Genomic DNA, 23683 nt, shown 5'->3' on the forward strand with positions numbered 1-23683 from the left:
GTTCAACGCCGGAGCGTTCATGTCATCCCAGCAACAGGCAGCACAAGCAGCCCAATCCGCATCAACGTTGCAGTCGGTTCCTTCCTACCTGAATAAAGACGATCTCGGCCCGTGGGGCAACTACCTGCGTCAGGTCGATCGCGTCGCCCCGTACCTCGGCTCCCTGTCCCGCTGGCTCGAAACCCTGAAGCGCCCGAAGCGCATTCTGATCGTCGACGTGCCTATCGAACTCGATAACGGCACGGTCGCTCACTTCGAAGGCTATCGCGTGCAGCACAACGTGTCGCGCGGTCCGGGCAAGGGCGGTGTGCGTTACCACCAGGACGTGACGTTGTCGGAAGTGATGGCCTTGTCGGCGTGGATGTCGGTGAAGAACGCTGCGGTGAACGTGCCGTACGGCGGCGCGAAGGGCGGCATCCGTGTCGATCCGCGCACCTTGTCGCGTGGTGAACTGGAGCGCGTGACGCGCCGTTACACCAGCGAAATCGGCATCATCATCGGACCGAATACCGACATTCCCGCGCCGGACGTGAACACGAACGAGCAGATCATGGCGTGGATGATGGACACGTACTCCATGAACCAGGGCCAAACGGCCACTGGCGTGGTGACGGGCAAGCCGATCACGCTGGGCGGTTCGCTCGGCCGCCGCGAGGCGACCGGCCGCGGCGTGTTCGTGACAGCTTCGGAAGCCGCGCGCCGTATCGGCGTCGACATCGAAGGCGCCCGCATCGCGGTTCAAGGTTTCGGTAACGTGGGCGGCATCGCGGCGCGTCTGTTCCAGGAAGCCGGTTCGAAGCTGGTCGCGGTGCAGGATCACACCGGCTCGCTGTACAAGTCGACCGGTATCGACGCCGTCGCACTGCTCGACCACGTGGCCAGGACGGGCGGCGTGGGTGGTTTCCCCGAAGCCGACGCCGTCACGAACGAGGAGTTCTGGACCGTCGAATCGGACATCCTGATTCCGGCGGCGCTGGAAAACCAGATCACCGAAAAGAACGCCAGCAAGATCAAGACAAAGATCGTCGTGGAAGGCGCGAACGGCCCAACCACCACGGCTGCGGACGACATCCTGCACGATCGCGGCATCCTCGTGATCCCGGACGTGGTGGCCAACGCCGGCGGCGTGACCGTGTCGTACTTCGAGTGGGTGCAGGACTTCTCGAGCTTCTTCTGGACGGAAGACGAGATCAACCAGCGCCTCGAGCGCGTGATGCGTGAAGCGTTTGCCGCAGTGTGGCAAGTGTCGAGCGAGCAGAAAGTGTCCGTGCGGACTGCGGCGTTTATCGTCGCATGTAAGCGGATCCTGGAAGCACGCGAACTGCGCGGCCTGTATCCCTGATCTTTCGGGTTCTTTTCCGCTTCAAACGGCGGTTCCGCTACCCCGCGGGACCGCCGCCAATCCTTGCTTCAGCGCGGTCCACAAGACTGCGTGTTCGACCCGGCGGGCGGCATCGTATCGATGCCGCCCGCCTTTGCATATGCGGAAAGGTTGACCGACCTGCCCCCAAAGCGCCGCAAACCCCTAGCGGCGCGCGCGCAACAACATGGTTTATAGCCATACTTTCAGAATAATTACTTTGCTAAACTGGCGCCGGTTCTTGCCAAGGAGATCACACATGAAGGTTAAAAAAGCTGCGCTGCTGCTCGCGACTCTCGGACTGTTTACGGTTGGCGCGCATGCGCAAGACGCTGGTACGCTGAAAAAGATCAAGGACACGGGTGTCATTTCGCTGGGTCATCGCGAATCGTCGATCCCGTTTTCGTATTACGACGACAAGCAGAACGTCATCGGCTACTCGCAGGAATTCGCGCTGAAGGTCGTAGAGGCAGTGAAGCAGAAGCTGAACATGCCGAACCTGAAGGTCAAGCTCACGCCGGTCACGTCGCAAAACCGTATTCCGCTGGTGCAGAACGGCACCGTGGACATGGAATGCGGTTCGACCACGAACAATGCTGAACGTCAGCAGCAGGCTGCCTTCTCGAACACGATCTTCGTGATCGGCACGCGCCTGATGACCAAGAAAGACTCCGGCATCAAGGACTGGGCGGACCTGAAGGGCAAGACGGTCGTCACGACCGCCGGCACCACGTCCGAGCGCCTGCTTCGCAAGATGAACCAGGACAAGAGCATGGGCATGAACATCATCAGCGCGAAGGACCACGGCGAGTCGTTCCTGACGCTCTCCACGGGACGCGCCGCTGCCTTCATGATGGACGACGCGCTGCTCGCGGGCGAACGCGCGAAGTCGAACAATCCGGGCGATTTCGTGATTGTCGGCACGCCGCAATCGCATGAAGCGTACGGCTGCATGATTCGCAAGAACGATCCGGAATTCAAGAAGGTGGTGGACGACGCGATCGCCAAGGTCGAAACCTCGGGTGAAGCTGACGCGATCTACAAGAAGTGGTTCGAATCGCCGATCCCGCCGAAGGGCCTGAACCTGAACTTCCCGGAAAGCGACGACATCAAGGCGCTCTACAAGAGCCCGAATGACAAGGCAATCGATTAAACCTTAGCTGTTTTTTTGAAACGCTGAACGAAACGGAAGGGGCCACGCGCTTCTTCCGTTTCTTTTTGCTGGAGTCTTGGTCATGTCATATCACTGGAACTGGGGCATTCTGCTGAGTCCCGTCTCCACCGGCGAGCCGACCACGTATCTGGGCTGGCTGCTGTCGGGCTTCTGGGTGACGATTACCGTGTCGCTGTCGGCGTGGGTGATCGCGCTGATCGTCGGTTCGTTGTTCGGCGTGCTGCGCACGGTGCCGAATAAATGGGCGTCGGGCATCGGCACGCTCTATGTCGCGATTTTCCGTAATATCCCGCTGATCGTGCAGTTCTTCATCTGGTATCTGGTGATACCGGAGTTGCTGCCCGCTTCGATCGGCAACTGGTTCAAGCAACTGCTGCCGAGCGCGCAGTTTTTCTCGTCGTCGATCATCTGTCTCGGGCTATTCACGGCTGCGCGCGTGTGCGAGCAGGTGCGCTCGGGGATCAACGCGTTGCCGAAGGGTCAGCGCGCCGCGGGTTTGGCCATGGGCTTCACGCAATGGCAGACGTATCGGTATGTGCTGCTGCCGGTCGCCTACCGCATCATCGTGCCGCCGCTGACTTCCGAGTTTCTGAATATCTTCAAAAACTCGGCGGTGGCGTCGACGATCGGTCTGCTCGATCTGTCCGCTCAGGCGCGCCAACTGGTCGACTACACGTCGCAGACGTATGAGTCGTTCATCGCGGTCACGATCGCGTACATGCTGATCAATCTGGTCGTGATGCAACTCATGCGCTGGGTCGAAGCCAAGAGCCGGTTGCCCGGCTATATCGGAGGCAAGTAATGCACCATTTCGACTGGAGCGGTATTCCGGGCGCATTGCCTACGCTGTGGACCGGCGCCATCGTCACGTTCAAGATCACGCTGATCGCCATCGTGTTCGGCATCGTCTGGGGCACTATTCTCGCGATGTTGCGGCTGTCGTCGTTCAAACCCTTCGAGTGGTTCGCGAAGGGCTACGTGACGATTTTCCGTTCCATCCCGCTCGTGATGGTGCTGCTGTGGTTCTTCCTGATCGTCCCGCAAGTGCTGCAAAACGTGCTCGGTTTGTCGCCGGATATCGACATTCGCCTCGCGTCGGCCATGGTCGCGTTCTCGCTGTTCGAGGCGGCTTACTATTCGGAGATCATCCGCGCCGGCATTCAGTCGGTGGCGCGCGGGCAGGTCAACGCGTCCTTCGCGCTCGGCATGACGTACGCGCAGTCCATGCGTCTGATCGTGCTGCCGCAGGCGTTCCGCGCCATGGTGCCGCTGCTGCTCACTCAAGGTATCGTGCTGTTTCAGGATACGTCGCTCGTCTACGTGATCAGCCTCGCCGACTTCTTCCGCACCGCCACGAATATTGGCGACCGTGACGGTACGAATGTCGAGATGGTACTGTTCGCGGGCGCGTGTTATTTCGTGATCTGTGTGGTCGCGTCGAGCCTCGTCAAAGGTCTTCAGAAAAAGGTCGCAAGATGATCTCTATCAAGAATGTTTCGAAGTGGTACGGCCAGTTTCAAGTGCTGACCGACTGCACGACGGAAGTCAAAAAGGGTGAAGTGGTGGTGGTGTGCGGGCCGTCGGGCTCGGGCAAATCCACGCTGATCAAAACGGTCAACGGCCTCGAGCCGTTCCAGAAGGGCGAGATCGTCATCAACGGCCAGTCGCTCACCGACAAGAAAACCAATCTGTCGAAGCTGCGTGCCAAGGTCGGCATGGTGTTCCAGCACTTCGAACTGTTCCCGCATCTGTCGATCGTGCAGAACCTCACGCTCGCGCAGGTGAAGGTGCTCGGCCGCTCGAACGACGAAGCGACGGCGAAGGGTTTGAAACTGCTCGATCGCGTCGGCCTGCGTGCGCATGCCGACAAGTTTCCGGGCCAGTTGTCGGGTGGTCAGCAACAGCGCGTGGCGATTGCGCGCGCTTTGTCGATGGATCCGATCGCCATGCTGTTCGACGAGCCGACCTCCGCGCTTGATCCGGAAATGATCAACGAAGTGCTGGACGTGATGGTCGAACTCGCGCAGGAAGGCATGACCATGATGTGCGTGACGCACGAAATGGGCTTCGCGAAGAAGGTCGCGCACCGCGTGATCTTCATGGACAAAGGCTTGATCGTCGAGGACGACCGTAAGGAAGACTTCTTCGCCAATCCGAAGTCGGATCGCGCGAAGGATTTTCTGGCGAAGATCCTGCATTGAGTTTGTTGTGGCATCGCGGCGCGCAGGCCACGCGTCGCGGCGTGTCGCGGGCAGAAAAAAGCCGCTTCGTAAGAAGCGGCTTTGTTGTTTCTGGCGATTTGTTTTCTAGCGAATGCTCCGAGCGCTCAGGATTCGAACGCGGCCGCGTCGTCTGCGGCTTCGAGATCGACCTCGGCTTCTCGCGCGCTCATTGTGTCCGTCGAAGCCGCAATCGTGCTCGCCGACGCCGACGCATCCAAAGCCGGATTGCGCAGCTTTTCCAGCACCGAAGCCGGCACCGGCACATTGACGCGGCCGATCACGTCGCCGTGCTGGAACATCATCAGATCGCCCGGTTCGAAGGCGGTCCACACTTCGTTGTCGGTCAGCGGCTTGGTGGCGATCACCGCGACGCGGTCTTCGGGCGTCGTGTATTTGGCGAAATCGATCGACACGTCGGCGTCGACGAGATGCGCGGTGGAAAACGGCCAGCGCCGCACGATGTAGTGCAGATGCGTGGAGCAATGCGCGAACAGCGCCTGGCCATTCGACATCAGGAAATTGAACACGCCGAACTGCGTGATTTCACGCGTGAGGGTTTCAAGCGCGGCAAACAGTTCGTCGAGCGGCGGTTGCTGCGCGCCGGGAAACGCCTTGCGCAGGCCTTCGAGGAGCGCGCAGAAAGCGAGTTCGCTGTCGGTTGTGCCAACCGGCTGATACACGCCCGATAGCGCCGGCGAATAATCCTTGAGGTCGCCGTTATGCGCGAAGATCCAGTGACGTCCCCACAGTTCGCGCATGAACGGGTGGCAATTTTCCAGCAGGATGTGCCCTTGCGTCGCCTTGCGGATATGCGCGATCGTGTTCTTCGATTTGATCGGGTAGCGCTTGACCATTTCGGCGATCGGCGAGGTCGCCGACGATTGATGGTCGATGAACAGGCGGCAGGCTTTGTCTTCGAAGAAGGCGATACCCCAGCCGTCGGCGTGGTGATCGGTGACGCCGCCGCGCGCCGCAAAGCCGGTGAACGAGAACGTGACGTCCGTTGGCGCGGCGCAGTTCATTCCTAGAAGTTGGCACATGTTGCGGGTAAGCCTGTGAACGGGGCGAGCCGTTACAATGATGATTTTCCAAGCATATCACCGAGCCAGAAACGCCAAATAGCAAAATTGACACGTGTTTATGCCGCAACGTTGCGGATTGACCGCATAGATTGGCTTTTGTCGTCGAATCTCGTCCCCCGCCGCCATGACCGCTTCCAACGCTTCTATCGACTCCATCACGCTCGCCCGTCCGGATGACTGGCACCTGCACGTCCGCGACGGCGCAATGCTGGCGGCCGTGTTGCCGGACACCGCGCGCCAGTTCGGCCGCGCGATCATCATGCCGAACCTGAAGCCGCCGGTCACGACCACCACGATGGCGCAGGCGTATCGCGAGCGGATCGTCGCCGTGATTCCGGAAGGCGCGAAATTCGAACCGCTGATGACCCTGTACCTCACCGACAACACGCCGCCGGACGAAATCCGCCGCGCGCGCGAAAGCGGCTTCGTGCATGGCGTAAAGCTGTATCCGGCGGGCGCGACGACCAATTCTGACGCGGGCGTCACCGACATCATGAAGTGCGCAAAAACGCTCGAGGTCATGCAGGAAGTCGGCATGCCGCTGCTCGTGCACGGCGAAGTGACGGATTCGTCGATCGATCTGTTCGACCGCGAGAAGGTGTTCATCGACCGGGTCATGGCGCCGTTGCGCCGCGCGTTCCCGGCGCTGAAGGTGGTGTTCGAGCACATCACCACGAAAGACGCGGTGGACTATATCCGCGAAGCCGGCGCGGCGCCGGAACTGCTGGGCGCGACGATTACGGCGCATCACCTGCTGTACAACCGCAACGCGATCTTCCAGGGCGGCATTCGGCCGCATTACTACTGTTTGCCGGTGTTGAAGCGGGAGACGCATCGCGTGGCGCTGGTCGAAGCGGCGACCTCGGGCAATCCGCGTTTCTTCCTCGGCACGGATAGCGCGCCGCATCCGAAGGGGCTGAAAGAGCATGCATGCGGCTGCGCGGGTTGCTATACGGCGCTCCACGCTTTGGAGCTCTACACGGAAGCATTCGACCAGGCCAACGCGCTCGACAAGCTCGAAGGCTTCGCGAGCTTTTTCGGCGCGGACTTCTACGGTCTGCCGCGCAGTGAAGACAAGGTCACGCTGCGTCGTGAGGAATGGACGCTGCCGGCTGAATTGCCGGTCGGCGATACGCCGGTCGTGCCGCTGCGCGGCGGCGAGTCGATTGGCTGGCGGCTGGTTTAAGGCTCAGCAAGATGCCGGCGCACGAGGCGGAGCCGACGGGCTTTGCCGCAATCGACTGGACCAGGCCGTGGTTCGCGCCTTTTGCCGAGCGCGGCAAGCGCTGGCAGCAAGCGGCCCTGACGAGCTACGCGGCATTGCTCGCCGAAATGAACGCCGAGGCCGGTGAGATGCGGCAGATCACCGGGCGCGGTCAGCGCCTTGCGTTCATCGCGCAAGATGATTTGCCTGCCGGCGCGGCGTACGAGGCGCATATCGCGTCGACCGGCTGTGTGCCGACGCGCCACAATCTGCACGACTTCTTCAATGCGTCGATGTGGTTCGCCTTTCCGCGCATCAAAGCGGCGCTGAACGCGCGGCAGTCGGCGGCCATCGACGTGTTGGGCGTCGGTCCGACCCGCGGCGGCGTGCGCGATGCGCTAACCCTGTTCGATGAAAACGCGCTGCTGTTCGCTTGCGCTGATCCTGCTTTGAGCGAGGCCTTGCGTGGGTTCGACTGGCATACGCTGCTGGTGGCCCGGCGCGATGCATGGGGGGCGAGTTGCGAAGTGCGATGTTTCGGCCATGCGCTGATGGAGAAGCTGATTGCGCCGTTCAAGGCTTGCACAGGGCATGCCTGGATCGTCGATGTGCCGGCCGTGTATTTCGACTGGGATGCTGCGAAGCGAGACGCCTGGCTGGACGAGTCCGTCGCGGCGGCGCTGCTGAGTACCGATGCGCTGACAAGCCGCATGTTTGCGCCGTTGCCGGTGCTGGGTGTTCCGGGTTGGTGGCCGGAGAACGAGTCGCCCGCGTTTTACGACGACACCTCCGTGTTTCGCTCGGGGCGGCGTGCGCGTTGAGCGCGGCAGGTGCGTTCGGGTTCCGACGCGGAACTGACCTCGGATTCTCCTGGCTGTTCGGCTATTTCAGCGGTTAAACCGGGCCGTCCGTCCCGCAGATGTTAAAATCCGCCCCAGCAAAGCAGGCCAGGCAGTCGCGGCCTCCGAGGTTTCGGCCAAAGAGGGCGAGGAAAGTCCGGACTCCACAGGGCAGGGTGATGGCTAACGGCCATCCGTGGCAACACGCGGAACAGGGCAACAGAAAGCAAACCGCCGATGGCCCGGCGCAAGCCGGGATCAGGTAAGGGTGAAACGGTGCGGTAAGAGCGCACCGCGGCTGCTGCAAGGCAGACCGGCACGGTAACCTCCACCCGGAGCAATTCCAAGTAGGCAGGCTAGCATCTTCGAGGTGCAGGACGGGGCCCCTGTCACGTCTGCGGGTAGGAAGCTTGAGCGCGTCAGCAATGGCGCGCCTAGAGGAATGGCTGCCACGCGCGTCGCGTCTTCGGACGTTGCGCGTGCACAGAATCCGGCTTATCGGCTTGCTTTGCCACCTGACAAAAAATGCCGGCGTCCATCTGGACGCCGGCATTTTTCTTTTAGTGCGCGTGCCGGGCGGCGAGTTTTCGTTCGGCACCCGCGCCGCCGTCGCCGTGAGGCGGCAATCAGCCCGCGACGATGTCGAACGAGTGCGTCAACTCAGCGGTCTTCGCGATCATGATCGACGCCGAGCAGTATTTGTCGTGCGACAGGTTGATCGCGCGTTCCACAGTGGCCGGGTTCAGATTCTTCCCCGTTACGGTGAAGTGAAAGTGGATCTTGGTGAACACTTTTGGATCTTCGCTGGCGCGTTCGGCCTTCAGTGTCACCGAGCAATCGCTGATTTCCTGACGGCTTTTCTTCAGGATCATCACGACGTCGTAGGCGGTGCAGCCGCCCGTGCCGAGCAAAACCATTTCCATCGGACGCGGCGCGAGGTTGCGGCCGCCGCCTTCAGGCGCGCCGTCCATTGTCACCAGATGACCGCTGCCCGTCTCGGCTGCGAACGCCATCCCGTCCTGCCCCATCCAGCTCACCTTGCATTCCATACTGTGCTCCACCGCCCGTTTGCCTTATCGAAAGGGCATTGTAGCCCGGTGCTTGAGTGTCTGCCCGAGGCGACTTTTGCTTCCAGTTATGCCGGATGCGGCTTGCGTGTTGCGCTGCGGCATGTTCAGCCGATTCGGGAAGGCCCTGACATGGTTAGGGGTTTTACTCTAGATGACAACTAACGGCATGGTCGCGCGAGCGGTATTTAGCGTTTGATTTCAAAGGAAAATTTGTGACATCGTGCCGAGAGCATTGACTTTCACATTGTGAAATCACGTTTCGCAATGCAAATGTTCTTGCATCGCACAAGGTCGACTCATATAATCGTTTCTGTCTCCTCCACCTCCTCCTTTGGTGGATTAAACCCGAACCGCTCGTTCGGGTTTTTTTTCGCCCGCGTCCTGCGCGCTCGGGCGCGATAGTGCGTCAAATCGCGCTTCCAATAGCCGGATCGCCGCGAAATCTCGCGCACATTCCCGTACGTTTTGACTTGCCGTAGCAAATTCCTTTATAATTCAGGGCTTTTCCGCATCCGCGCCCGCGGAGGAAGAACCAGGGAGAGCCTGCACGCGCCTCGATGCGCACACTACAAGCAGGAAAAAACACATTGGGCGCAGCAATTTTTTTGGATCGATCATGAAGACGTTTTCCGCAAAAGCCCATGAGGTCACGCGTGAATGGTACGTGATTGACGCGACGGATAAGGTTCTCGGGCGTGTCGCCAGCGAAGTGGCACACCGTCTTCGCGGCAAGCACAAGCCTGAATTCACTCCGCACGTCGACACCGGTGATTTCATCATCGTTATCAACGCGGGTAAGTTGCGCGTCACGGGCAACAAGGCTACTGACAAGAAGTACTACCGTCACTCGGGCTACCCGGGCGGTATCTATGAAACGACGTTCGGCAAAATGCAAGAACGCTTCCCGGGCCGCGCGCTCGAGAAAGCGGTCAAGGGCATGCTGCCGAAGGGCCCGCTCGGCTACGCGATGATCAAGAAGCTGAAGGTCTACGCTGAAGCAACGCATCCGCATTCGGCACAACAGCCGAAAGCGCTCGAGATCTAAGGGGAGCCCACATGATCGGTAACTGGAATTACGGCACGGGCCGCCGCAAGAGCGCCGTCGCACGCGTCTTCATCAAGGCTGGCAAGGGCGAGATCATTGTCAACGGCAAGCCTATCGCCGATTACTTCTCGCGCGAAACGTCGCTCATGATCGTGCGTCAGCCGCTGGAACTCACGAACCACGGCGTTACGTTCGACATCAAAGTCAACGTGAACGGTGGCGGTGAAACGGGTCAAGCCGGTGCGGTTCGCCACGGCATCACGCGCGCGCTGATGGACTACGACGCAACGCTGAAGCCGGAACTGTCGAAGGCTGGCTTCGTTACGCGTGACGCACGTGAAGTCGAACGTAAGAAGGTCGGCTTCCACAAGGCACGCCGCAGGAAGCAATTCTCGAAGCGTTAATCGCTTCGGGCGCGAGCCGGCTTTCGGGCTGGCGCGCTGCAAAAGCCGCCAACGCTTTCGCGTTGGCGGCTTTTTTTCATGGGTTCGCGGCTCAGTGCTCCCGGTGCTGCCGCAACGAACTCGTCGCCAGAGCGGCGATGTATCCCGCCAGGCGGGGCTGGCGGCGGCAGAATGCGCCGTCCATCAATTTGCCGGAAGAACCCATTGATTTTGTGGGCTTCAGCACGATATCGAGATCAGCCCTACAATAGCGGTTAGAAGCTTTTTGGAGAGTTCGAATGAACGCAGTCACCGATACACCCGTGACCGAGATGCCCGCCCCCTTCGTTTTTACCGACGCAGCGGCTGACAAGGTCAAGCAACTGATCGAAGAAGAAGGCAATGCGGACCTCAAACTGCGCGTTTTCGTGCAGGGCGGCGGCTGCTCGGGCTTTCAGTACGGTTTTACCTTCGACGAAGCCGTCAACGAAGACGACACCGTCATGAACAAGAGCGGTGTCCAGCTGCTGATCGATTCCATGAGCTACCAGTACCTGGTCGGCGCTGAGATCGACTACAAGGACGACATCAACGGCGCGCAGTTCGTCATCAAGAACCCGAATGCTACGACCACCTGTGGTTGCGGCTCGTCGTTCTCGGTGTGATTGGCTCGTTGAGCAACAGGTTGAAATGAAAACGGGGCTTCGGCCCCGTTTTCATTTCTAGCACCAATAGACTGTGCATCGGTCAGCGCGGATAGATCGCTCCTAGCACGCGCTCTGCCGACGCGCCCGTCACCGCCGGCAGATTGCCTGGCAAACGCGCCACGCAGCGCATCGCAAGCCAGGCGAACGCCAGCGGCTCGACCTGGCTTGGCGGCACGCCGAGCGCATCCGTCGTCATGACGGGTACGCCGCTCACGCCGCTTTCTTCCAGCGCCTGCTGCAAGGCCTTCAGGATCTCCGGATTGCGCGCGCCGCCGCCGCAGACATAGACCGCTCTCGCATCCGACGCGTGCCGTTCGATTTCGCGCGCGACTGTCACCGCCGTGAGCGCCACCAGCGTCGCTTGCACGTCCGCGGGGTCGAGTCCGGCGAATGGCTGCAGCTTCGCGTCGAGCCATTGCGCATTGAACAGGTCGCGGCCGGTGCTCTTCGGCGGCTGTTGCGCGAAAAAGGGCTCATCGAGCAAGGCGTTCAACAGCGTGCGATCTACTTGGCCGCCCGCCGCGAAATGGCCATTCTCATCGAACGATTTGCCGAGATGGCGTTGCGCCCACTCGTCGAGCAGCGCATTGGCCGGCCCGCAGTCGAAGCCGCGCACGCTGCCGGTCGCGTTCAGAATCGTGATATTGCTGATGCCGCCGAGATTGCAAACCACGCGCGTTTCGTTTTTCGCGCCGAACACCGTGGCGTGAAACGCCGGCACAAGCGGCGCGCCCTGGCCGCCGGCCGCGACGTCGCGGCTGCGGAAATCGGCGATCACGTCGATATGCATCATTTCCGCGAGCAATGCCGGGTTGTTGATTTGCCGCGTATAACCCTTTTCCGGCCGATGCCGCACCGTCTGCCCATGCACGCCGATCGCGCGCACCTCCGCGGCGGGCACGCGGCTGTTGTGCAGCAGGTCGTGGCAACACACGGCGTAACGCGTGGCGAGCGCATTGGCAGCGAGCGCCTCGCGCTCGATCTCGTTGTCGCCGGGTTGCTGGAGCGCGAACAATGCGTCGCGCAGGCCCGCGGCAAAGCCGACGAACGCCTCGGCCAGCACCACCGGCGGCTTGCCTTGCGCGAACCTGACGGCCACGCCGTCGACTCCGTCCATGCTGGTGCCGGACATCAATCCAAAGTAGACGCCGTCTGCGGGGTCTTGCGCCACGTTGCTGCTCCTCTCGATGGTTCGTTGCGATTCGTTGTAGCAGATTATCGGGTGAAGCGCGGTCGAATATAAAGCGTCGCGACGCGGGTGGCACGACGTTGAACGGAGAAATCGTGCACCGGCGGGGCGTTCTTAGGTGCCTCATTGGGCGCGGCGGCGCGCATCTATGGGACAATCTCCTTTTTTCGCGACTTCACGTTTCCAGCATGAGCACCGAGTCCACCAAGCCTAATCCCGCTGCCGCCTTCCCGATCACCGACGAAGTCCGTCACGCCCTCGCCGTCACCAAACGCGGTGTCGACGAACTGCTGATCGAAGACGAATTCGCGCAAAAACTCGCGAAGAGCGCGGCCACGGGCACGCCGCTGCGTATCAAACTCGGGCTCGATCCGACCGCGCCGGACATCCACATCGGCCACACGGTCGTGTTGAACAAGATGCGTCAGTTGCAGGATCTCGGCCACACCGTCATCTTCCTGATCGGCGATTTCACGTCGCTGATCGGCGATCCGTCGGGCCGCAACGCCACGCGTCCGCCGCTCACGCGCGAGCAGATCGAATCGAACGCGAAAACGTATTTCGATCAGGCCGCGCTCGTGCTCGACCGCGAGAAAACCGAGATCCGCTACAACAGCGAATGGTCGATGCCGCTCGGCGCCGACGGCATGATCAAACTCGCGTCACGCTACACGGTGGCGCGGATTCTCGAACGCGAAGACTTCACCAAGCGTTTTCAGGGTGGCGTGCCGATCTCGATTCACGAGTTCCTGTATCCGCTGATGCAAGGCTACGACTCGGTCGCGCTGAACGCGGATCTCGAACTCGGCGGCACGGACCAGAAATTCAACCTGCTGGTAGGCCGCGAGTTGCAGAAGCAATACGGCCAGGAACAGCAATGTATTCTGACGATGCCGCTGCTCGAAGGGCTGGACGGCGTCGAGAAGATGTCGAAGTCGAAGAACAACTACATTGGCATCAGCGAAAAGCCGACGGACATGTTCGGCAAGCTGATGAGCATTTCCGACGTGCTGATGTGGCGTTACTTCGAACTGCTGTCGTTCCGTCCTATGGACGAAATCGCCGGGTTCAAGAGGGAAATCGAAGCGGGCCGCAATCCGCGCGATTTCAAGGTGCTGCTCGGCCAGGAAATCGTCGCGCGCTTCCACTCGCAAGCCGATGCCGAGCGCGCGCTCGAAGACTTCAACCATCGCGCGAAAGGCGGCGTGCCGGACGATATTCCGGGCGTGACGCTCGCGGGCGCACCGCTCGCGATCGGCCAGTTGCTCAAGCAGGCCAATCTCGTGCCGTCGACGAGCGAAGCGCTGCGCAACATCGAACAGGGCGGTGTGAAGATCGACGGCGCGACCGTGTCCGACAAGGGCCTGAAAGTCGAAGCCGGCGAGTACGTCGTGCAGGTCGGCAAGCGCCGTTTTGCGCGCGTTACGCTGACAGCCTGATGTTCAGAGCGGCGCTTCCGGAGTTGAGCCGATGATCGCGCTGATCCAACGCGTGCGGCGCGCGGAAGTGCGCGTGGCCGACCGCGTGACCGGCGCGATCGAAGCGGGCCTGCTCGCGTTCGTGTGCGCCGAACGCGGCGACACCGAGGCAGCCGCCGACCGGCTGCTCGCCAAGGTGCTCGGCTACCGCGTGTTCAGCGATGCTGCCGGCAAGATGAATCTCTCCGTGCAGAATATCGACGGCGCCGGGCGCGCGGGCGGTTTGCTGCTCGTGTCGCAGTTCACGCTGGCCGCGGACACCAACAGCGGCCTGCGTCCGAGCTTTACGCCGGCCGCGCCGCCGGATGAAGGCAAGCGCCTGTTCGACTACTTCGTCGCGACGGCGCGCGTGAAACATCCGATCGTCGGGACCGGCGAGTTCGGCGCCGACATGCAGGTCTCCCTCGTCAACGACGGACCGGTCACGTTCTGGCTAAAGACGAACGCCTGAGCTTTGTCCTTCAATGCGCACCTTGGCGTGCGCATCCATTCCTCCAGCCGCTTTTGCGACAATAGCGGCTCGGCAACACCGGCCAAGGCGCCCACTTTCATTCCATGACGACGCAGATTCTGTTTATCCGGCACGGCGAGACCGACTGGAACCGCATCAAGCGCATTCAAGGTCACATCGACATTCCGCTCGCTACCACGGGGCTGGCGCAAGCGCAGCGCCTGGCGCGCCGCATGGCCGATGAGGCGAAGCGGGGCGCACGCCTCGACGCGATCTATTCGAGCGACCTGCAACGCGCGCAGCAAACTGCGCAGCCGGTCGCCGACGTGCTCAGCTTGCCGCTGCAGTTGCGCGAGGGTCTGCGCGAGCGTTCCTACGGCGCGTTCCAAGGCCACGATAGCGACGAGATCGCCCTGCGTTTCCCCGATGAATACGCGCACTGGCAAACCCGCGACGCAGGCTTCGCACCGCCGGACGGCGAGTCGCTACGCACGCTCTACCATCGCGTGCTGCACGCGATCGAACCGCTGGTCGCCGCGCATCCCGGTGGGCGGATTGCCTGCGTCGCGCACGGCGGCGTGCTCGATTGCGTGCGACGCTTTGCCTGCGGTTTGCCGCTCGATGCGCCGCGTAACTACCCGCTGCTGAACACGAGCGTGAACACGGTGAATTTCGACAACGGCAAGGCGACGATTGTGTCGTGGGCGGACGTCTCGCACCTCGATGCACCGAGCGAGGATGATAGTTTCAAGAAGGTGCTGCAGCCGGGGCGGTGATTGGCGCGCGTCGATTGGGCGGCGTGAGTTTACGCGGCTGATTCGGACCGTCCGCGCGCGGCCAGCGCATTCGGGCTGCCGAAGATGGGTGTCGCAACTTATACGCATATTCACGCGGTTGTTGTCACTGACTGTCCCTGACGGTTGATCGCGCAGCTTGTGCGCGTTCGGGCGCCGTCGCTCGCGTTACTCCGTTTCGCTTACGCCAGCGGCGACACGCCGGCGCGCCCGTTTCGACACACCATTCACCAGCGCCCAGCGAATGACCGGCGCGATCAGCCGCACACCAGGCCTCGCCACCGCGCGGCGAAGCACCGCATAGCGCTGGAATCCCAACATCGCCTGTGCCCAATCGGGCAGAAGGTCGACGCCGGCGTTGACCATCAACACGCCGGCCGGCCGCATCGATAGGCTCGGGGCCGGCGCGTTCATCAGAACCCTCACGACTTCGCGGGTACGCTCGCTGGCGAAAAGCCCCGGCCGCATCGCGAGCAAATAAGCGTCGATCTCGGCACGCGAACGCGGAATGTCCAACGCGCCGAGCATCTCCGCAATTCGTGCGGTCTCCATGAAGTACTGATCCTGCGCGGCGATCGACAGCGACGGATTCACATAGCGCAAGTGCGCGGTCATGAAACTCGATACTTCGGCGACATGCACCCAGGTCAACAGCGCGGGTTCGCTCGCGCGATAGGGCCGGCCGTCAGGCGCGACGCCGTTCACGCCAAGATGAATGTGCTTCACACGTTCGATCAGCGCGAGCGCGTCGTGCCGGCTGCCGAAGGTCGTGCCCGCGATAAACGTCGCGGTGCGGCGCAGGCGGCCAAGAATATCCGTGCGAAACGTCGAATGGTCCCACACGCCGGCGAGCGCCAGCGGGTGCAGCGCCTGGAGCAGAAGCGCGCTGATGCCGCCCGTCATCATCGATGTGAAATCGGCGTGGACTTTCCAGCACACCGAGTCCGGGCCGAACAGACCAGGGTCGCCCGGAGGCGACGAGTAGTCGAGCGTGGGACCGCTGCCGCTTGTCAGATGCGTAACGCCGGCGGCCAGTTTCGAGCGGAGCCTGCTGGTGAGAAGATGCGCGAGACCGTTGGACGAGTTGGACTGACTGGTTTGGTCGGACATCCTGATTCGGTTTCGTGAGGCTCGACGTGTGCCGCTCAGGTCGCGGCCGAATCCCATAGACCCGGCAGGCCGCTCGACGAATCCGGCGCGGCGAGGCCGAAATGCCGGTACGTGAGCAGCGTGGCGACGCGACCGCGTGGCGTGCGTTGCAGGAAGCCTTGCTGGATCAGATAGGGCTCTAGCACGTCTTCAATCGTGTCGCGCTCTTCGCCGATTGCCGCCGCCAGATTGTCGACGCCGACCGGGCCGCCGTCGAACTTGTGCAGAATTGCTTCGAGCAGCTTACGGTCCATCAGGTCGAAGCCGACTGCATCCACGTCGAGCATCTTGAGTGCGGCGTCGGCCACTTGCGCGGTGATGTTGCCGTCGGCCTTCACTTCGGCGAAGTCGCGAACACGGCGCAGCAAGCGGTTCGCGATCCGTGGCGTGCCGCGCGCGCGCTTGGCGATCTCGAACGCGCCGTCAGGATGGATCTGTGCATGAAGCAGCGACGCCGAACGCGTGACGATGCGCGCCAATTCCTCGGCGTTATAAAACTCGAGCCGCGCCACGATGCCGAAGCGGTCGCGCAGCGGGTTGGTCAGCATGCCCGCGCGCGTGGTCGCGCCGACCAGCGTGAACGGTTGCAGGTCCAGCTTCACGCTGCGCGCGGCCGGCCCTTCGCCGATCATGATGTCGATCTGATAATCCTCCAACGCCGGATAGAGAATTTCTTCGACGACCGGCGAGAGCCGGTGGATTTCGTCGATGAACAAAACGTCGTTGGCTTCGAGATTGGTGAGCAGCGCGGCGAGGTCGCCGGCGCGCTCGAGCACCGGCCCGGACGTTTGCCGCAAATTCACGCCCATTTCCCGCGCGATGATGTGCGCCAGGGTGGTTTTGCCGAGGCCCGGCGGCCCGAACAGCAGGACGTGGTCGAGCGATTCGGAGCGGCGCTTGGCGGCCTCGATAAAGATTTCCAGCTGGCCGCGCACTTTTTCCTGCCCGACATATTCTTCGAGCTGGCGCGGACGCAACGCGCGCTCGAACGCTTCTTCGTTCGGCGAGACGGGCGTGGCCGCGATGATGCGCTCGGCGGCGAGTTTGTCGGTTTCGATCATGCGTTCATTGTACCGCGAGCCGCCTGCCGCGAAACTCGGCCGAATGGCCAGGGTGCGCGGCGTGCAAGCGTGTGCGAAGCTTCAGCTGTCGCTCGCATGTCGAACAGAAGGCTGAGCTTCAGCCCTTGGACAGCGCCTTCAACGCGAGCTTGATGCCCTCGGAAACGCCGGTGCCGGCCGGCACGTTTTTGACGGCGGCCAACGCTTCTTTTTCGGAGTAACCCAACGCGAGCAGTGCGTTCAGGATATCGGAGGCGTGGTCGGATGCCGACGCCGCGCCCGCCATCGCGCCCAGGTCTGCGCCGATCTTGCCCTTCAGTTCGAGGAGCAAGCGCTCCGCCGTTTTCTTGCCAATGCCCGGCACGCGAGTCAGACGCGCCGCGTCCTGCATCGTGACGGTCTGCGCGAGTTCATGCACGCTCATGCCCGACAGCACCGCCAACGCCATGCGCGCGCCGATGCCGGAGATTTTCAGCAGTTCGCGGAACGTCGAGCGTTCCTCGGCGGTGCCGAAGCCGTACAGCAGATGCGCGTCTTCGCGGACGATCATCTGCGTGAGCAACACGACGCGCTCGCCGGTGGAGGGCAGGTTGTAGAACGTGCTCATGGGCACATCGACTTCGTAACCGACGCCGTTGCAGTCGATGAGCAGATGCGGCGGGTTTTTTTCCAGCAGAACGCCGGCAATGCGACCGATCATGGCGAATTCAATCTCGAGAGAAAGGGCGAGTGTAGCGCAGCGCGTGAGCGTCGAGTGGACAGCGAGTTACGCGCAAATTACCCCACCAAACGTCCGCGCCTCACCCGCAGCCCCTTCTTCGCCAGCGAAGGCGCAATGCCGCCCAACGTGCTTAACGTCGTGCCGCCGTGTGCGTGGCAGATTGCCATGCCGAGCGCGTCGGCGGCGTCGGTGCCGGGTACGCCGGAGAGATTGAGCAGGCGCACCACCATCTGTTGCATTTGCTCCTTGGTTGCGCGGCCATAGCCCACCACGGCCTGTTTCAATTGCAGGGCCGTATATTCGGCGACCGGCACGCCGCCCGCGACCAGTCCGCAGATTGCCGCGCCGCGCGCCTGGCCCAGTAGTAAGGTGGATTGCGGGTTGACGTTGACGAACACTTTTTCAATCGCCGACTGATCCGGCGAATGCTGGCGGATCAATGTGGAAATGCCTTCGAAGATAGTGCCCAGACGCGACGGCAAATCGGCGTCGGCGGTTTTGATGACGCCGCTTGCGACATAGCTGAGCTTGTGGCCGCTTTGGTCGATTACGCCGAAGCCGGTCACGCGCAGGCCGGGGTCGATGCCGAGAATTCTCATGAGGTGCCGCGAATGCGGTAAAAACCAGGTGCTTGCGATACTACAACACCCGCGCCACGTGGCGGCCGGCGCGCCGCGATGTCGGCGGAATAAAAACTGCTGGGTGGGCTGCAAGGAGGCATTCGCACATGGAGCGCTATCGGAATCTCAGCGGCGACTCGGGCGTCGAGGCGTATGAAATTGGCGACGATTTCGTCGCGGTCCGCTTCAGGCACGGGGTGGTGTATTGGTACACCGAGGCGAGCGTCGGCGCACGGCATGTCGCTGCGTTGAAACGTCTCGCGCAACGCGGGCAGGGGCTCAGCACTTATATCAGCCGACACGCTGATGTGAGCGGCGGCTATGCGAGAAAGGAACCGGACGACTGAGCGACGCTTGGCGGAAGCACGGCAGGATCGAAGCGAGCGGAACAAGCGGCACACACGGCACACACGGCACACACGGCATAAGCGCCGAACCGAAGTCCCCACCAGTCCGCGCCAAAAAAAAACGGCCCGGCGAATAATTCCGCCAGGCCGTTTCCCTAAACCTCAACCCTCACCAGCAACCCCGGTTTCAACAAGAACCCGGCGCCACTGCCAACCCCCAAATCAATGCCGGAAATGTCGCACGCCCGTCAGCACCATCGCGATATTGTGTTCATCCGCCGCGCTAACCACTTCATCATCGCGCATCGAGCCGCCCGGCTGAATCACGCAGGTCGCGCCTGCCGCCACCACCACGTCGAGGCCGTCGCGGAATGGGAAGAACGCATCCGACGCCACCGCCGAACCGGCGAGCGTCAAACCGGCGTTCTGCGCCTTGATGCTGGCGATGCGCGCGGAGTCCACGCGGCTCATCTGGCCGGCGCCGACGCCGAGCGTCATGCCGTTGCCGCAGAACACGATGGCGTTCGACTTCACGAACTTCGCCACGCGCCACGCGAACAGCAGATCGTCCATTTCCTTCGGCGTCGGATGACGCTTCGTGACCACGCGCAATTCGTGCGGCTGCACGTTCTTCGAGTCGAGCGATTGCACCAGCAGGCCGCCGCCCACGCGCTTCAGATCGAACGCGTTATGGCCTTCGCCCAGCGCGATTTCCAGCAGACGCACATTCTGCTTGGCCGCGAACACCTGGCGCGCTTCGGCGCTGAACGACGGCGCGATCAGCACTTCGACGAACTGCTTGGCCACGGCTTGCGCCGCCGCTTCGTCCACTTCGCGGTTGAAGGCGATGATGCCGCCGAACGCCGAGGTCGGATCGGTCTGCAGCGCCTTGGCGTATGCGTCGTGCGCATCCGCACCGAGCGCCACGCCGCACGGATTCGCGTGTTTGACGATCACGCAGGCCGGCACGTCGAAAGTCTTCACGCATTCCCACGCTGCGTCCGAATCCGCAATGTTGTTGTACGACAGTTCCTTGCCTTGCAGCTGGTTGTAGTTGGCCAGCGCGCCGGCCGGCACCGACAGGTCGCGGTAGAACGCCGCGCTCTGATGCGGGTTTTCGCCGTAGCGCAGATCCTGCACCTTCTCGAACGCGAGGTTGAACGTCGCCGGATACGTGTTGCGCGACGAGTGTTGCAACTCGTCGGTCAGGCTCGTCAGATAGTTCGTGATCGCGCCGTCGTATTGCGCGGTGTGCGCGAATACCTTGGTGGCAAGGCGGAAGTTCGTCTTGTACGACACGGCATTGCTGTTCGCGCGCATTTCGTCGAGCACGACCGCGTAGTCGGCCGGATCGACCACCACCGTCACGTCGCGATGGTTCTTAGCGGCCGACCGCAGCATGGTCGGGCCGCCAATGTCGATGTTCTCGATCGCGTCTTCCAGCGAGCATTCTTCTTTCGACACGGTCTGCACGAACGGATACAGGTTCACGACCAGCAGGTCGATGGTCGGAATATCGTGCTTTTCAAGCGCTGCCATGTGTTCCGGCAGGTCGCGGCGCGCGAGAATGCCGCCGTGCACCTTCGGATGCAGCGTTTTCACGCGCCCGTCCAGCATTTCCGGGAAGCCCGTGTAATCGGCGACTTCGGTGACGGAGAGACCCGCGTCCGCGAGTAGTTTCGCGGTGCCGCCGGTCGACAGGATCTTGACGCCGAGGTCCGACAGCGACTTGGCGAAGTCGACAATGCCGGACTTGTCGGAAACGGAGATGAGCGCTTGCTTGATCATGATGAAGACGAAAAGCCGAAGGGAAACGTGGCAGGGCGCCTGAAACTACAACGAACTACAACAATCCGTGCTGTTGCAGTTTCTTGCGCAGCGTATTGCGGTTGATGCCGAGATACTCGGCGGCCAGCGATTGATTGCCGCCGGCCTGCTCGAGCACCACTTCGAGCAAGGGTTTTTCTACGCAGGAAATGACCATGTCGTAGACGTCGTGCGGATTGGAGCCGTCGAGGTCCTGGAAATACATTCCCAGGCTGTCGCGGACAGATTGTTCGATATTGTTCTTGCTCATGCTGCTAGTCGGTCGGTTTGGTCCGGCTCGCCGTTTTCGTTGAGCGTCTCGTCGACGTAGACAAGACGGTCTGAGATCGCCTTTTGGGCGTCGAAGAATTCGTTGACGGCGAGGAGTTGTTCGCGCGTGGTGTCCAGCGTATTCATGCGATGCCGGAACACGTTGGCGCCAGAAAGGCCGCGAGTGTACCAGCCGATGTGCTTACGCGCAGTGCGGACACCGGTAAATTCCCCGTAGAACGCGTAGTGGTCTTCCAGATGCTCGTTCATCACCTGCTGGATTTCGTCGATGCGCGGCGGCGGCAGCAACTCACCCGTTTGCAGGAAGTACTCGATCTCGCGGAACAGCCATGGGCGCCCCTGCGCGGCGCGGCCGATCATGATGGCGTCCGCGCCGGTGGCGGCGAGCACCTCGCGCGCCTTGTGCGGCGAGGTAATGTCGCCGTTGGCGACCACCGGAATGCGCACCGCCGCTTTCACCGCGGCGATGGTCTCGTATTCGGCGTCGCCGTGGTACAGGTCGGCGCGCGTGCGCCCGTGCACGGTCAGCATGGAAATGCCGGCGGCTTCGGCCAGACGCGCGACGTTCAACGCGTTCTTGTTCTCGCGATCCCAGCCCGTGCGGATCTTCAGCGTGACGGGCACCGCGTCGGGCCCGACGCCCACGGCGCCGACCACGGCCTCGACGATGCGCTGGACCAGCGGCTCGTTCTGCAACAGGGCCGAACCTGCCGCCACGTTGCACACCTTCTTGGCCGGGCAGCCCATGTTGATGTCGATGATCTGCGCGCCATTCGCCACGTTGTAGCGGGCCGCTTCGGCCATCATGGCCGGATCGGCGCCGGCGATCTGCACGGCGATCGGCTCGACCTCGCCCGCGTGGTTGGCGCGGCGCATGGTCTTCTCGCTTTTCCACAACTGCGCGTTCGAAGCGACCATTTCCGACACCGCATAGCCCGCGCCCAGCCGTTTGCACAGTTGCCGGAACGGCCGGTCGGTCACGCCGGCCATAGGCGCGACGAACAGGTTATTACGCAGATTGTGGGGGCCGAGAGTGGGCATAACGTGAGACGCGGTGGACGCGCGCGCAGCCGATTGCTCAATTTTCTGTCAATCGGAGCGTTCGCGAAATGCGAGAGAAAACCGCTATTTTAGCGTTAACGGATACCCGGCACCCGACATGTGACTGTCGTAACCCATTAAATCTTCTATGAAAGTGCGCCGATTCATAGAACCGGCGCTGCTCCCATCGTCCCTTGTGCGACGGGCAAAAAGGCCGCGGGGCGTGAGCGCGCGGCGCGCCTAGCGGCGCTGTCCGAACATCATTTGCCGTGCCAGCGCGGTTTTTACCGGCGGCAGGAATTCGAGCGCGGTAAGAGCGAGGCCGCGCATGACGGCGAGGGGCGCGAAGTCGATGGTAAAGAGACGAGCGAGCGTGTCCGTTGCGCCGATCGTCAGGCGCCGGTCGAGCGCGCGGCGTTGCGCGAAGGTGGCCAGCGCGAGCGGGGTCGGACCTTCCGCCGACAGGGCGTCGGCGAGCGCGTGCGCGTCGCGCAGACCCAGATTCAGACCTTGGCCCGCGACCGGATGCAGCGTCTGCGCCGCGTTGCCGATCGCGACGATGTGGCCATTCACGAGCGTTTCCGCAGCGTTCAGCCCCAACGGGAACGACGCGCGTCCCTTGATGTGCGTGAAACGGCCCATGCGGTCGCCGAATGCGGTGCCGAGTTCGCGCAGGAAGTCTTCGTCGGAGAGGTGCGCGCGGCTCGCGGCTTCATCGGGCGCGCAGCACCAGACCAGCGCGTAGTCGGCGCCGCGCACGCCGCCCATCGGCAGCAATGCGATCGGCCCTTGCGACGTGAAGCGCTCCCACGCCACGTGCGGTTGCGGCGCGGAAACAGTCACCGTGCCGACCAGCGCGGTTTGCCCATAATCGCGCGAGCCGGGTTCGACGGCGCCTCGGCCGGCGCGGCGCGCGGCGTCGCCGTCCCGGCCGCTGTGCTGATCAGCGGTTTTCGCCGCGCTATCCGCGGCTCGGCTGCCGGTTCTGTCATCGTAGCCGCCACCTTCGCCGCCGTCGTGGCCGACTTCTTCGTCCGCACTCATGCGCGCGTCCCTGTCGGCGCGTTTTGCCGCGCGTTTAGCGGACTTCTGATCGCCGAACAGGCCGCCTTCGGCATTCACCAGAATGCGCGTGCGCAATTGACGCGTGACGCCCGCGGTTTCGATCGGCAGCGTGACGCCGTCGAATTCCTGCGTCGGCGCCGCAGCCGAAGTGGAGCGGAACCAATGCACCGGGGTCGCGTGGACCGCCTCGGCGAGACCGTGCACGATCGAGCCGTAGCGAAGCACGTAGCCAAGCGCCGGCAAGCCGTGCTCGCCGTGATCGATCAGCGTGCGGCCAAAGTGCCCGCGCTGCGACACGTGGATGCGCTGGATCGCGGTGGCGTCGGCGGGCCAGCGCAGCGGCTCCAAGATCATCCGGCTGCCGTGCGACACGGCGATTGCGCGCGGATCGGCGATCGAATCTTCCGGTTCGCGCGCGTCCACCAGCGCGATCTTCAACGCCCGCGTCGCGCTGCGCCGCGCCAGCCAGCCGGCCAGCGCCAGCCCGACCGGACCGGCGCCGACGATCGTCACGTCGAAATCGAAGGGCTGGCCGGCCTTGGCAGGCTCCAGGATCACCGTCGACTGGGAAACGTCGTTCATTG

25 protein-coding genes and 1 other RNA gene are annotated in these 23683 nt (G+C 62.5%); 15 read left to right on the forward strand and 11 right to left on the reverse strand.

Going from position 1 to position 23683, the window contains the following annotated elements:
- The first annotated feature begins 19 nt into the window (after positions 1-19).
- From B0G82_RS08940 to B0G82_RS08960, 5 genes are all read left to right on the forward strand, one after another.
- Positions 20-1342: a Glu/Leu/Phe/Val dehydrogenase gene (locus B0G82_RS08940; protein WP_106284009.1), complete on the forward strand. Its 1323-nt coding sequence runs from the start codon at positions 20-22 to the stop codon at positions 1340-1342.
- A 277-nt stretch (positions 1343-1619) separates the two neighbouring features.
- Positions 1620-2513, forward strand: a complete 894-nt coding sequence (locus B0G82_RS08945) for a glutamate/aspartate ABC transporter substrate-binding protein (RefSeq protein WP_106284010.1) — start codon at positions 1620-1622, stop codon at positions 2511-2513.
- Positions 2514-2595: 82 nt separating this feature from the next.
- Positions 2596-3336 carry an amino acid ABC transporter permease gene (locus B0G82_RS08950; RefSeq protein WP_121307177.1) on the forward strand — a complete coding sequence of 247 codons (741 nt, stop codon included), beginning with the start codon at positions 2596-2598 and terminating at the stop codon, positions 3334-3336.
- The gene (gltK, locus tag B0G82_RS08955) at positions 3336-4013 is read left to right on the forward strand and encodes a glutamate/aspartate ABC transporter permease GltK (RefSeq protein WP_116118276.1); all 678 of its coding nucleotides are present in this window, start codon (positions 3336-3338) and stop codon (positions 4011-4013) included. The genes B0G82_RS08950 and gltK overlap by 1 nt, the downstream gene beginning before the upstream one ends.
- Entirely contained in the window at positions 4010-4735 is a 726-nt protein-coding gene (locus B0G82_RS08960) for an amino acid ABC transporter ATP-binding protein (RefSeq protein WP_012434314.1), read from the forward strand. The genes gltK and B0G82_RS08960 overlap by 4 nt, the downstream gene beginning before the upstream one ends.
- Positions 4736-4860: 125 nt before the next feature.
- Here the strand turns inward: B0G82_RS08960 and B0G82_RS08965 are convergent, their stop codons facing one another.
- On the reverse strand, positions 4861-5796 hold the full coding sequence (locus tag B0G82_RS08965; RefSeq protein ID WP_121307178.1) for a class II glutamine amidotransferase: 936 nt from the start codon (positions 5794-5796) through the stop codon (positions 4861-4863).
- 166 nt (positions 5797-5962) lie between these two features.
- Here B0G82_RS08965 and pyrC point away from each other — a divergent pair, with 166 nt between their 5' ends.
- From pyrC to rnpB, 3 genes are all read left to right on the forward strand, one after another.
- Positions 5963-7024, forward strand: coding sequence for a dihydroorotase (gene pyrC / locus B0G82_RS08970; protein ID WP_121307179.1), 1062 nt, complete (start codon positions 5963-5965; stop codon positions 7022-7024).
- Positions 7025-7035: 11 nt separating this feature from the next.
- Positions 7036-7863, forward strand: a complete 828-nt coding sequence (locus B0G82_RS08975) for a DUF3025 domain-containing protein (protein ID WP_121307180.1) — start codon at positions 7036-7038, stop codon at positions 7861-7863.
- 118 nt (positions 7864-7981) lie between these two features.
- Positions 7982-8395, forward strand: an RNA gene (gene rnpB / locus B0G82_RS08980) — RNase P RNA component class A.
- Between the two features lie 112 nt (positions 8396-8507).
- Here the strand turns inward: rnpB and B0G82_RS08985 are convergent.
- The gene (locus B0G82_RS08985; protein ID WP_106284016.1) at positions 8508-8930 is read right to left on the reverse strand and encodes an OsmC family protein; all 423 of its coding nucleotides are present in this window, start codon (positions 8928-8930) and stop codon (positions 8508-8510) included.
- 637 nt (positions 8931-9567) lie between these two features.
- Here B0G82_RS08985 and rplM point away from each other — a divergent pair.
- From rplM to erpA, 3 genes are all read left to right on the forward strand, one after another.
- The gene (rplM, locus tag B0G82_RS08990) at positions 9568-9996 is read left to right on the forward strand and encodes a 50S ribosomal protein L13 (RefSeq protein ID WP_007180422.1); all 429 of its coding nucleotides are present in this window, start codon (positions 9568-9570) and stop codon (positions 9994-9996) included.
- 11 nt (positions 9997-10007) lie between these two features.
- Complete coding sequence (rpsI, locus tag B0G82_RS08995) at positions 10008-10400, forward strand: 30S ribosomal protein S9 (protein WP_007180423.1); 393 nt, start codon at positions 10008-10010, stop codon at positions 10398-10400.
- A gap of 278 nt (positions 10401-10678) precedes the next feature.
- Positions 10679-11044: an iron-sulfur cluster insertion protein ErpA gene (gene erpA, locus B0G82_RS09000; RefSeq protein WP_007180424.1), complete on the forward strand. Its 366-nt coding sequence runs from the start codon at positions 10679-10681 to the stop codon at positions 11042-11044.
- Between the two features lie 82 nt (positions 11045-11126).
- Here erpA and B0G82_RS09005 read toward each other — a convergent pair whose 3' ends face one another.
- On the reverse strand, positions 11127-12257 hold the full coding sequence (locus B0G82_RS09005) for an anhydro-N-acetylmuramic acid kinase (RefSeq protein WP_121307181.1): 1131 nt from the start codon (positions 12255-12257) through the stop codon (positions 11127-11129).
- 206 nt (positions 12258-12463) lie between these two features.
- On the opposite strand from B0G82_RS09005, the gene tyrS reads away from it, so the two are divergent.
- From tyrS to B0G82_RS09020, 3 genes are all read left to right on the forward strand, one after another.
- The gene (gene tyrS, locus B0G82_RS09010; protein ID WP_116139162.1) at positions 12464-13714 is read left to right on the forward strand and encodes a tyrosine--tRNA ligase; all 1251 of its coding nucleotides are present in this window, start codon (positions 12464-12466) and stop codon (positions 13712-13714) included.
- Positions 13715-13745: 31 nt separating this feature from the next.
- Positions 13746-14204: a D-aminoacyl-tRNA deacylase gene (dtd, locus tag B0G82_RS09015; protein ID WP_121307182.1), complete on the forward strand. Its 459-nt coding sequence runs from the start codon at positions 13746-13748 to the stop codon at positions 14202-14204.
- 104 nt (positions 14205-14308) lie between these two features.
- Positions 14309-14980 carry a histidine phosphatase family protein gene (locus B0G82_RS09020; protein ID WP_121307183.1) on the forward strand — a complete coding sequence of 224 codons (672 nt, stop codon included), beginning with the start codon at positions 14309-14311 and terminating at the stop codon, positions 14978-14980.
- Positions 14981-15166: 186 nt separating this feature from the next.
- Here the strand turns inward: B0G82_RS09020 and B0G82_RS09025 are convergent, their stop codons facing one another.
- The 4 genes from B0G82_RS09025 to ruvC form a co-directional block, all read right to left on the reverse strand.
- Complete coding sequence (locus tag B0G82_RS09025) at positions 15167-16108, reverse strand: oxygenase MpaB family protein (RefSeq protein ID WP_121307184.1); 942 nt, start codon at positions 16106-16108, stop codon at positions 15167-15169.
- A 35-nt stretch (positions 16109-16143) separates the two neighbouring features.
- Positions 16144-17208, reverse strand: coding sequence for a Holliday junction branch migration DNA helicase RuvB (gene ruvB / locus B0G82_RS09030; RefSeq protein ID WP_106284022.1), 1065 nt, complete (start codon positions 17206-17208; stop codon positions 16144-16146).
- Between the two features lie 118 nt (positions 17209-17326).
- A complete protein-coding gene (gene ruvA, locus B0G82_RS09035) occupies positions 17327-17908 on the reverse strand; it encodes a Holliday junction branch migration protein RuvA (RefSeq protein ID WP_106284023.1) in 582 nt (193 codons plus the stop codon).
- A 77-nt stretch (positions 17909-17985) separates the two neighbouring features.
- The gene (gene ruvC / locus B0G82_RS09040) at positions 17986-18528 is read right to left on the reverse strand and encodes a crossover junction endodeoxyribonuclease RuvC (RefSeq protein WP_106284025.1); all 543 of its coding nucleotides are present in this window, start codon (positions 18526-18528) and stop codon (positions 17986-17988) included.
- Positions 18529-18656: 128 nt separating this feature from the next.
- On the opposite strand from ruvC, the gene B0G82_RS09045 reads away from it, so the two are divergent.
- Entirely contained in the window at positions 18657-18896 is a 240-nt protein-coding gene (locus B0G82_RS09045; protein WP_121307185.1) for a hypothetical protein, read from the forward strand.
- Positions 18897-19118: 222 nt separating this feature from the next.
- Here the strand turns inward: B0G82_RS09045 and purH are convergent, their stop codons facing one another.
- The 4 genes from purH to B0G82_RS09065 form a co-directional block, all read right to left on the reverse strand.
- A complete protein-coding gene (purH, locus tag B0G82_RS09050; protein WP_116118266.1) occupies positions 19119-20684 on the reverse strand; it encodes a bifunctional phosphoribosylaminoimidazolecarboxamide formyltransferase/IMP cyclohydrolase in 1566 nt (521 codons plus the stop codon).
- Positions 20685-20739: 55 nt separating this feature from the next.
- Positions 20740-20973 (reverse strand): Fis family transcriptional regulator, encoded by a 234-nt coding sequence (locus B0G82_RS09055; protein WP_007180440.1) that lies wholly within the window; start codon positions 20971-20973, stop codon positions 20740-20742.
- Positions 20970-22034 carry a tRNA dihydrouridine synthase DusB gene (dusB, locus tag B0G82_RS09060; RefSeq protein ID WP_121307186.1) on the reverse strand — a complete coding sequence of 355 codons (1065 nt, stop codon included), beginning with the start codon at positions 22032-22034 and terminating at the stop codon, positions 20970-20972. The genes B0G82_RS09055 and dusB overlap by 4 nt, the downstream gene beginning before the upstream one ends.
- 240 nt (positions 22035-22274) lie before the next feature.
- Positions 22275-23681 carry a UbiH/UbiF/VisC/COQ6 family ubiquinone biosynthesis hydroxylase gene (locus tag B0G82_RS09065; protein WP_121307187.1) on the reverse strand — a complete coding sequence of 469 codons (1407 nt, stop codon included), beginning with the start codon at positions 23679-23681 and terminating at the stop codon, positions 22275-22277.
- Positions 23682-23683 lie beyond the last annotated feature (2 nt).

The sequence above is a fragment of the Paraburkholderia sp. BL17N1 genome, from assembly GCF_003634175.1.
GTDB lineage: Bacteria > Pseudomonadota > Gammaproteobacteria > Burkholderiales > Burkholderiaceae > Paraburkholderia.

Excerpts from the sequence above, each read along its gene's own strand:
- B0G82_RS08940 (WP_106284009.1), top strand. The coding sequence starts at position 20 with ATGTCATCCCAGCAACAGGCAGCACAAGCAGCCCAATCCGCATCAACG.
- B0G82_RS08945 (WP_106284010.1), top strand. The coding sequence starts at position 1,620 with ATGAAGGTTAAAAAAGCTGCGCTGCTGCTCGCGACTCTCGGACTGTTT.
- B0G82_RS08950 (WP_121307177.1), top strand. The coding sequence starts at position 2,596 with ATGTCATATCACTGGAACTGGGGCATTCTGCTGAGTCCCGTCTCCACC.
- gltK (WP_116118276.1), top strand. The coding sequence starts at position 3,336 with ATGCACCATTTCGACTGGAGCGGTATTCCGGGCGCATTGCCTACGCTG.
- B0G82_RS08960 (WP_012434314.1), top strand. The coding sequence starts at position 4,010 with ATGATCTCTATCAAGAATGTTTCGAAGTGGTACGGCCAGTTTCAAGTG.
- B0G82_RS08965 (WP_121307178.1), bottom strand. The coding sequence starts at position 5,796 with ATGTGCCAACTTCTAGGAATGAACTGCGCCGCGCCAACGGACGTCACG.
- pyrC (WP_121307179.1), top strand. The coding sequence starts at position 5,963 with ATGACCGCTTCCAACGCTTCTATCGACTCCATCACGCTCGCCCGTCCG.
- B0G82_RS08975 (WP_121307180.1), top strand. The coding sequence starts at position 7,036 with ATGCCGGCGCACGAGGCGGAGCCGACGGGCTTTGCCGCAATCGACTGG.
- B0G82_RS08985 (WP_106284016.1), bottom strand. The coding sequence starts at position 8,930 with ATGGAATGCAAGGTGAGCTGGATGGGGCAGGACGGGATGGCGTTCGCA.
- rplM (WP_007180422.1), top strand. The coding sequence starts at position 9,568 with ATGAAGACGTTTTCCGCAAAAGCCCATGAGGTCACGCGTGAATGGTAC.
- rpsI (WP_007180423.1), top strand. The coding sequence starts at position 10,008 with ATGATCGGTAACTGGAATTACGGCACGGGCCGCCGCAAGAGCGCCGTC.
- erpA (WP_007180424.1), top strand. The coding sequence starts at position 10,679 with ATGAACGCAGTCACCGATACACCCGTGACCGAGATGCCCGCCCCCTTC.
- tyrS (WP_116139162.1), top strand. The coding sequence starts at position 12,464 with ATGAGCACCGAGTCCACCAAGCCTAATCCCGCTGCCGCCTTCCCGATC.
- dtd (WP_121307182.1), top strand. The coding sequence starts at position 13,746 with ATGATCGCGCTGATCCAACGCGTGCGGCGCGCGGAAGTGCGCGTGGCC.
- B0G82_RS09020 (WP_121307183.1), top strand. The coding sequence starts at position 14,309 with ATGACGACGCAGATTCTGTTTATCCGGCACGGCGAGACCGACTGGAAC.
- B0G82_RS09025 (WP_121307184.1), bottom strand. The coding sequence starts at position 16,108 with ATGTCCGACCAAACCAGTCAGTCCAACTCGTCCAACGGTCTCGCGCAT.
- ruvB (WP_106284022.1), bottom strand. The coding sequence starts at position 17,208 with ATGATCGAAACCGACAAACTCGCCGCCGAGCGCATCATCGCGGCCACG.
- ruvA (WP_106284023.1), bottom strand. The coding sequence starts at position 17,908 with ATGATCGGTCGCATTGCCGGCGTTCTGCTGGAAAAAAACCCGCCGCAT.
- ruvC (WP_106284025.1), bottom strand. The coding sequence starts at position 18,528 with ATGAGAATTCTCGGCATCGACCCCGGCCTGCGCGTGACCGGCTTCGGC.
- B0G82_RS09045 (WP_121307185.1), top strand. The coding sequence starts at position 18,657 with ATGGAGCGCTATCGGAATCTCAGCGGCGACTCGGGCGTCGAGGCGTAT.
- purH (WP_116118266.1), bottom strand. The coding sequence starts at position 20,684 with ATGATCAAGCAAGCGCTCATCTCCGTTTCCGACAAGTCCGGCATTGTC.
- B0G82_RS09055 (WP_007180440.1), bottom strand. The coding sequence starts at position 20,973 with ATGAGCAAGAACAATATCGAACAATCTGTCCGCGACAGCCTGGGAATG.
- dusB (WP_121307186.1), bottom strand. The coding sequence starts at position 22,034 with ATGCCCACTCTCGGCCCCCACAATCTGCGTAATAACCTGTTCGTCGCG.
- B0G82_RS09065 (WP_121307187.1), bottom strand. The coding sequence starts at position 23,681 with ATGAACGACGTTTCCCAGTCGACGGTGATCCTGGAGCCTGCCAAGGCC.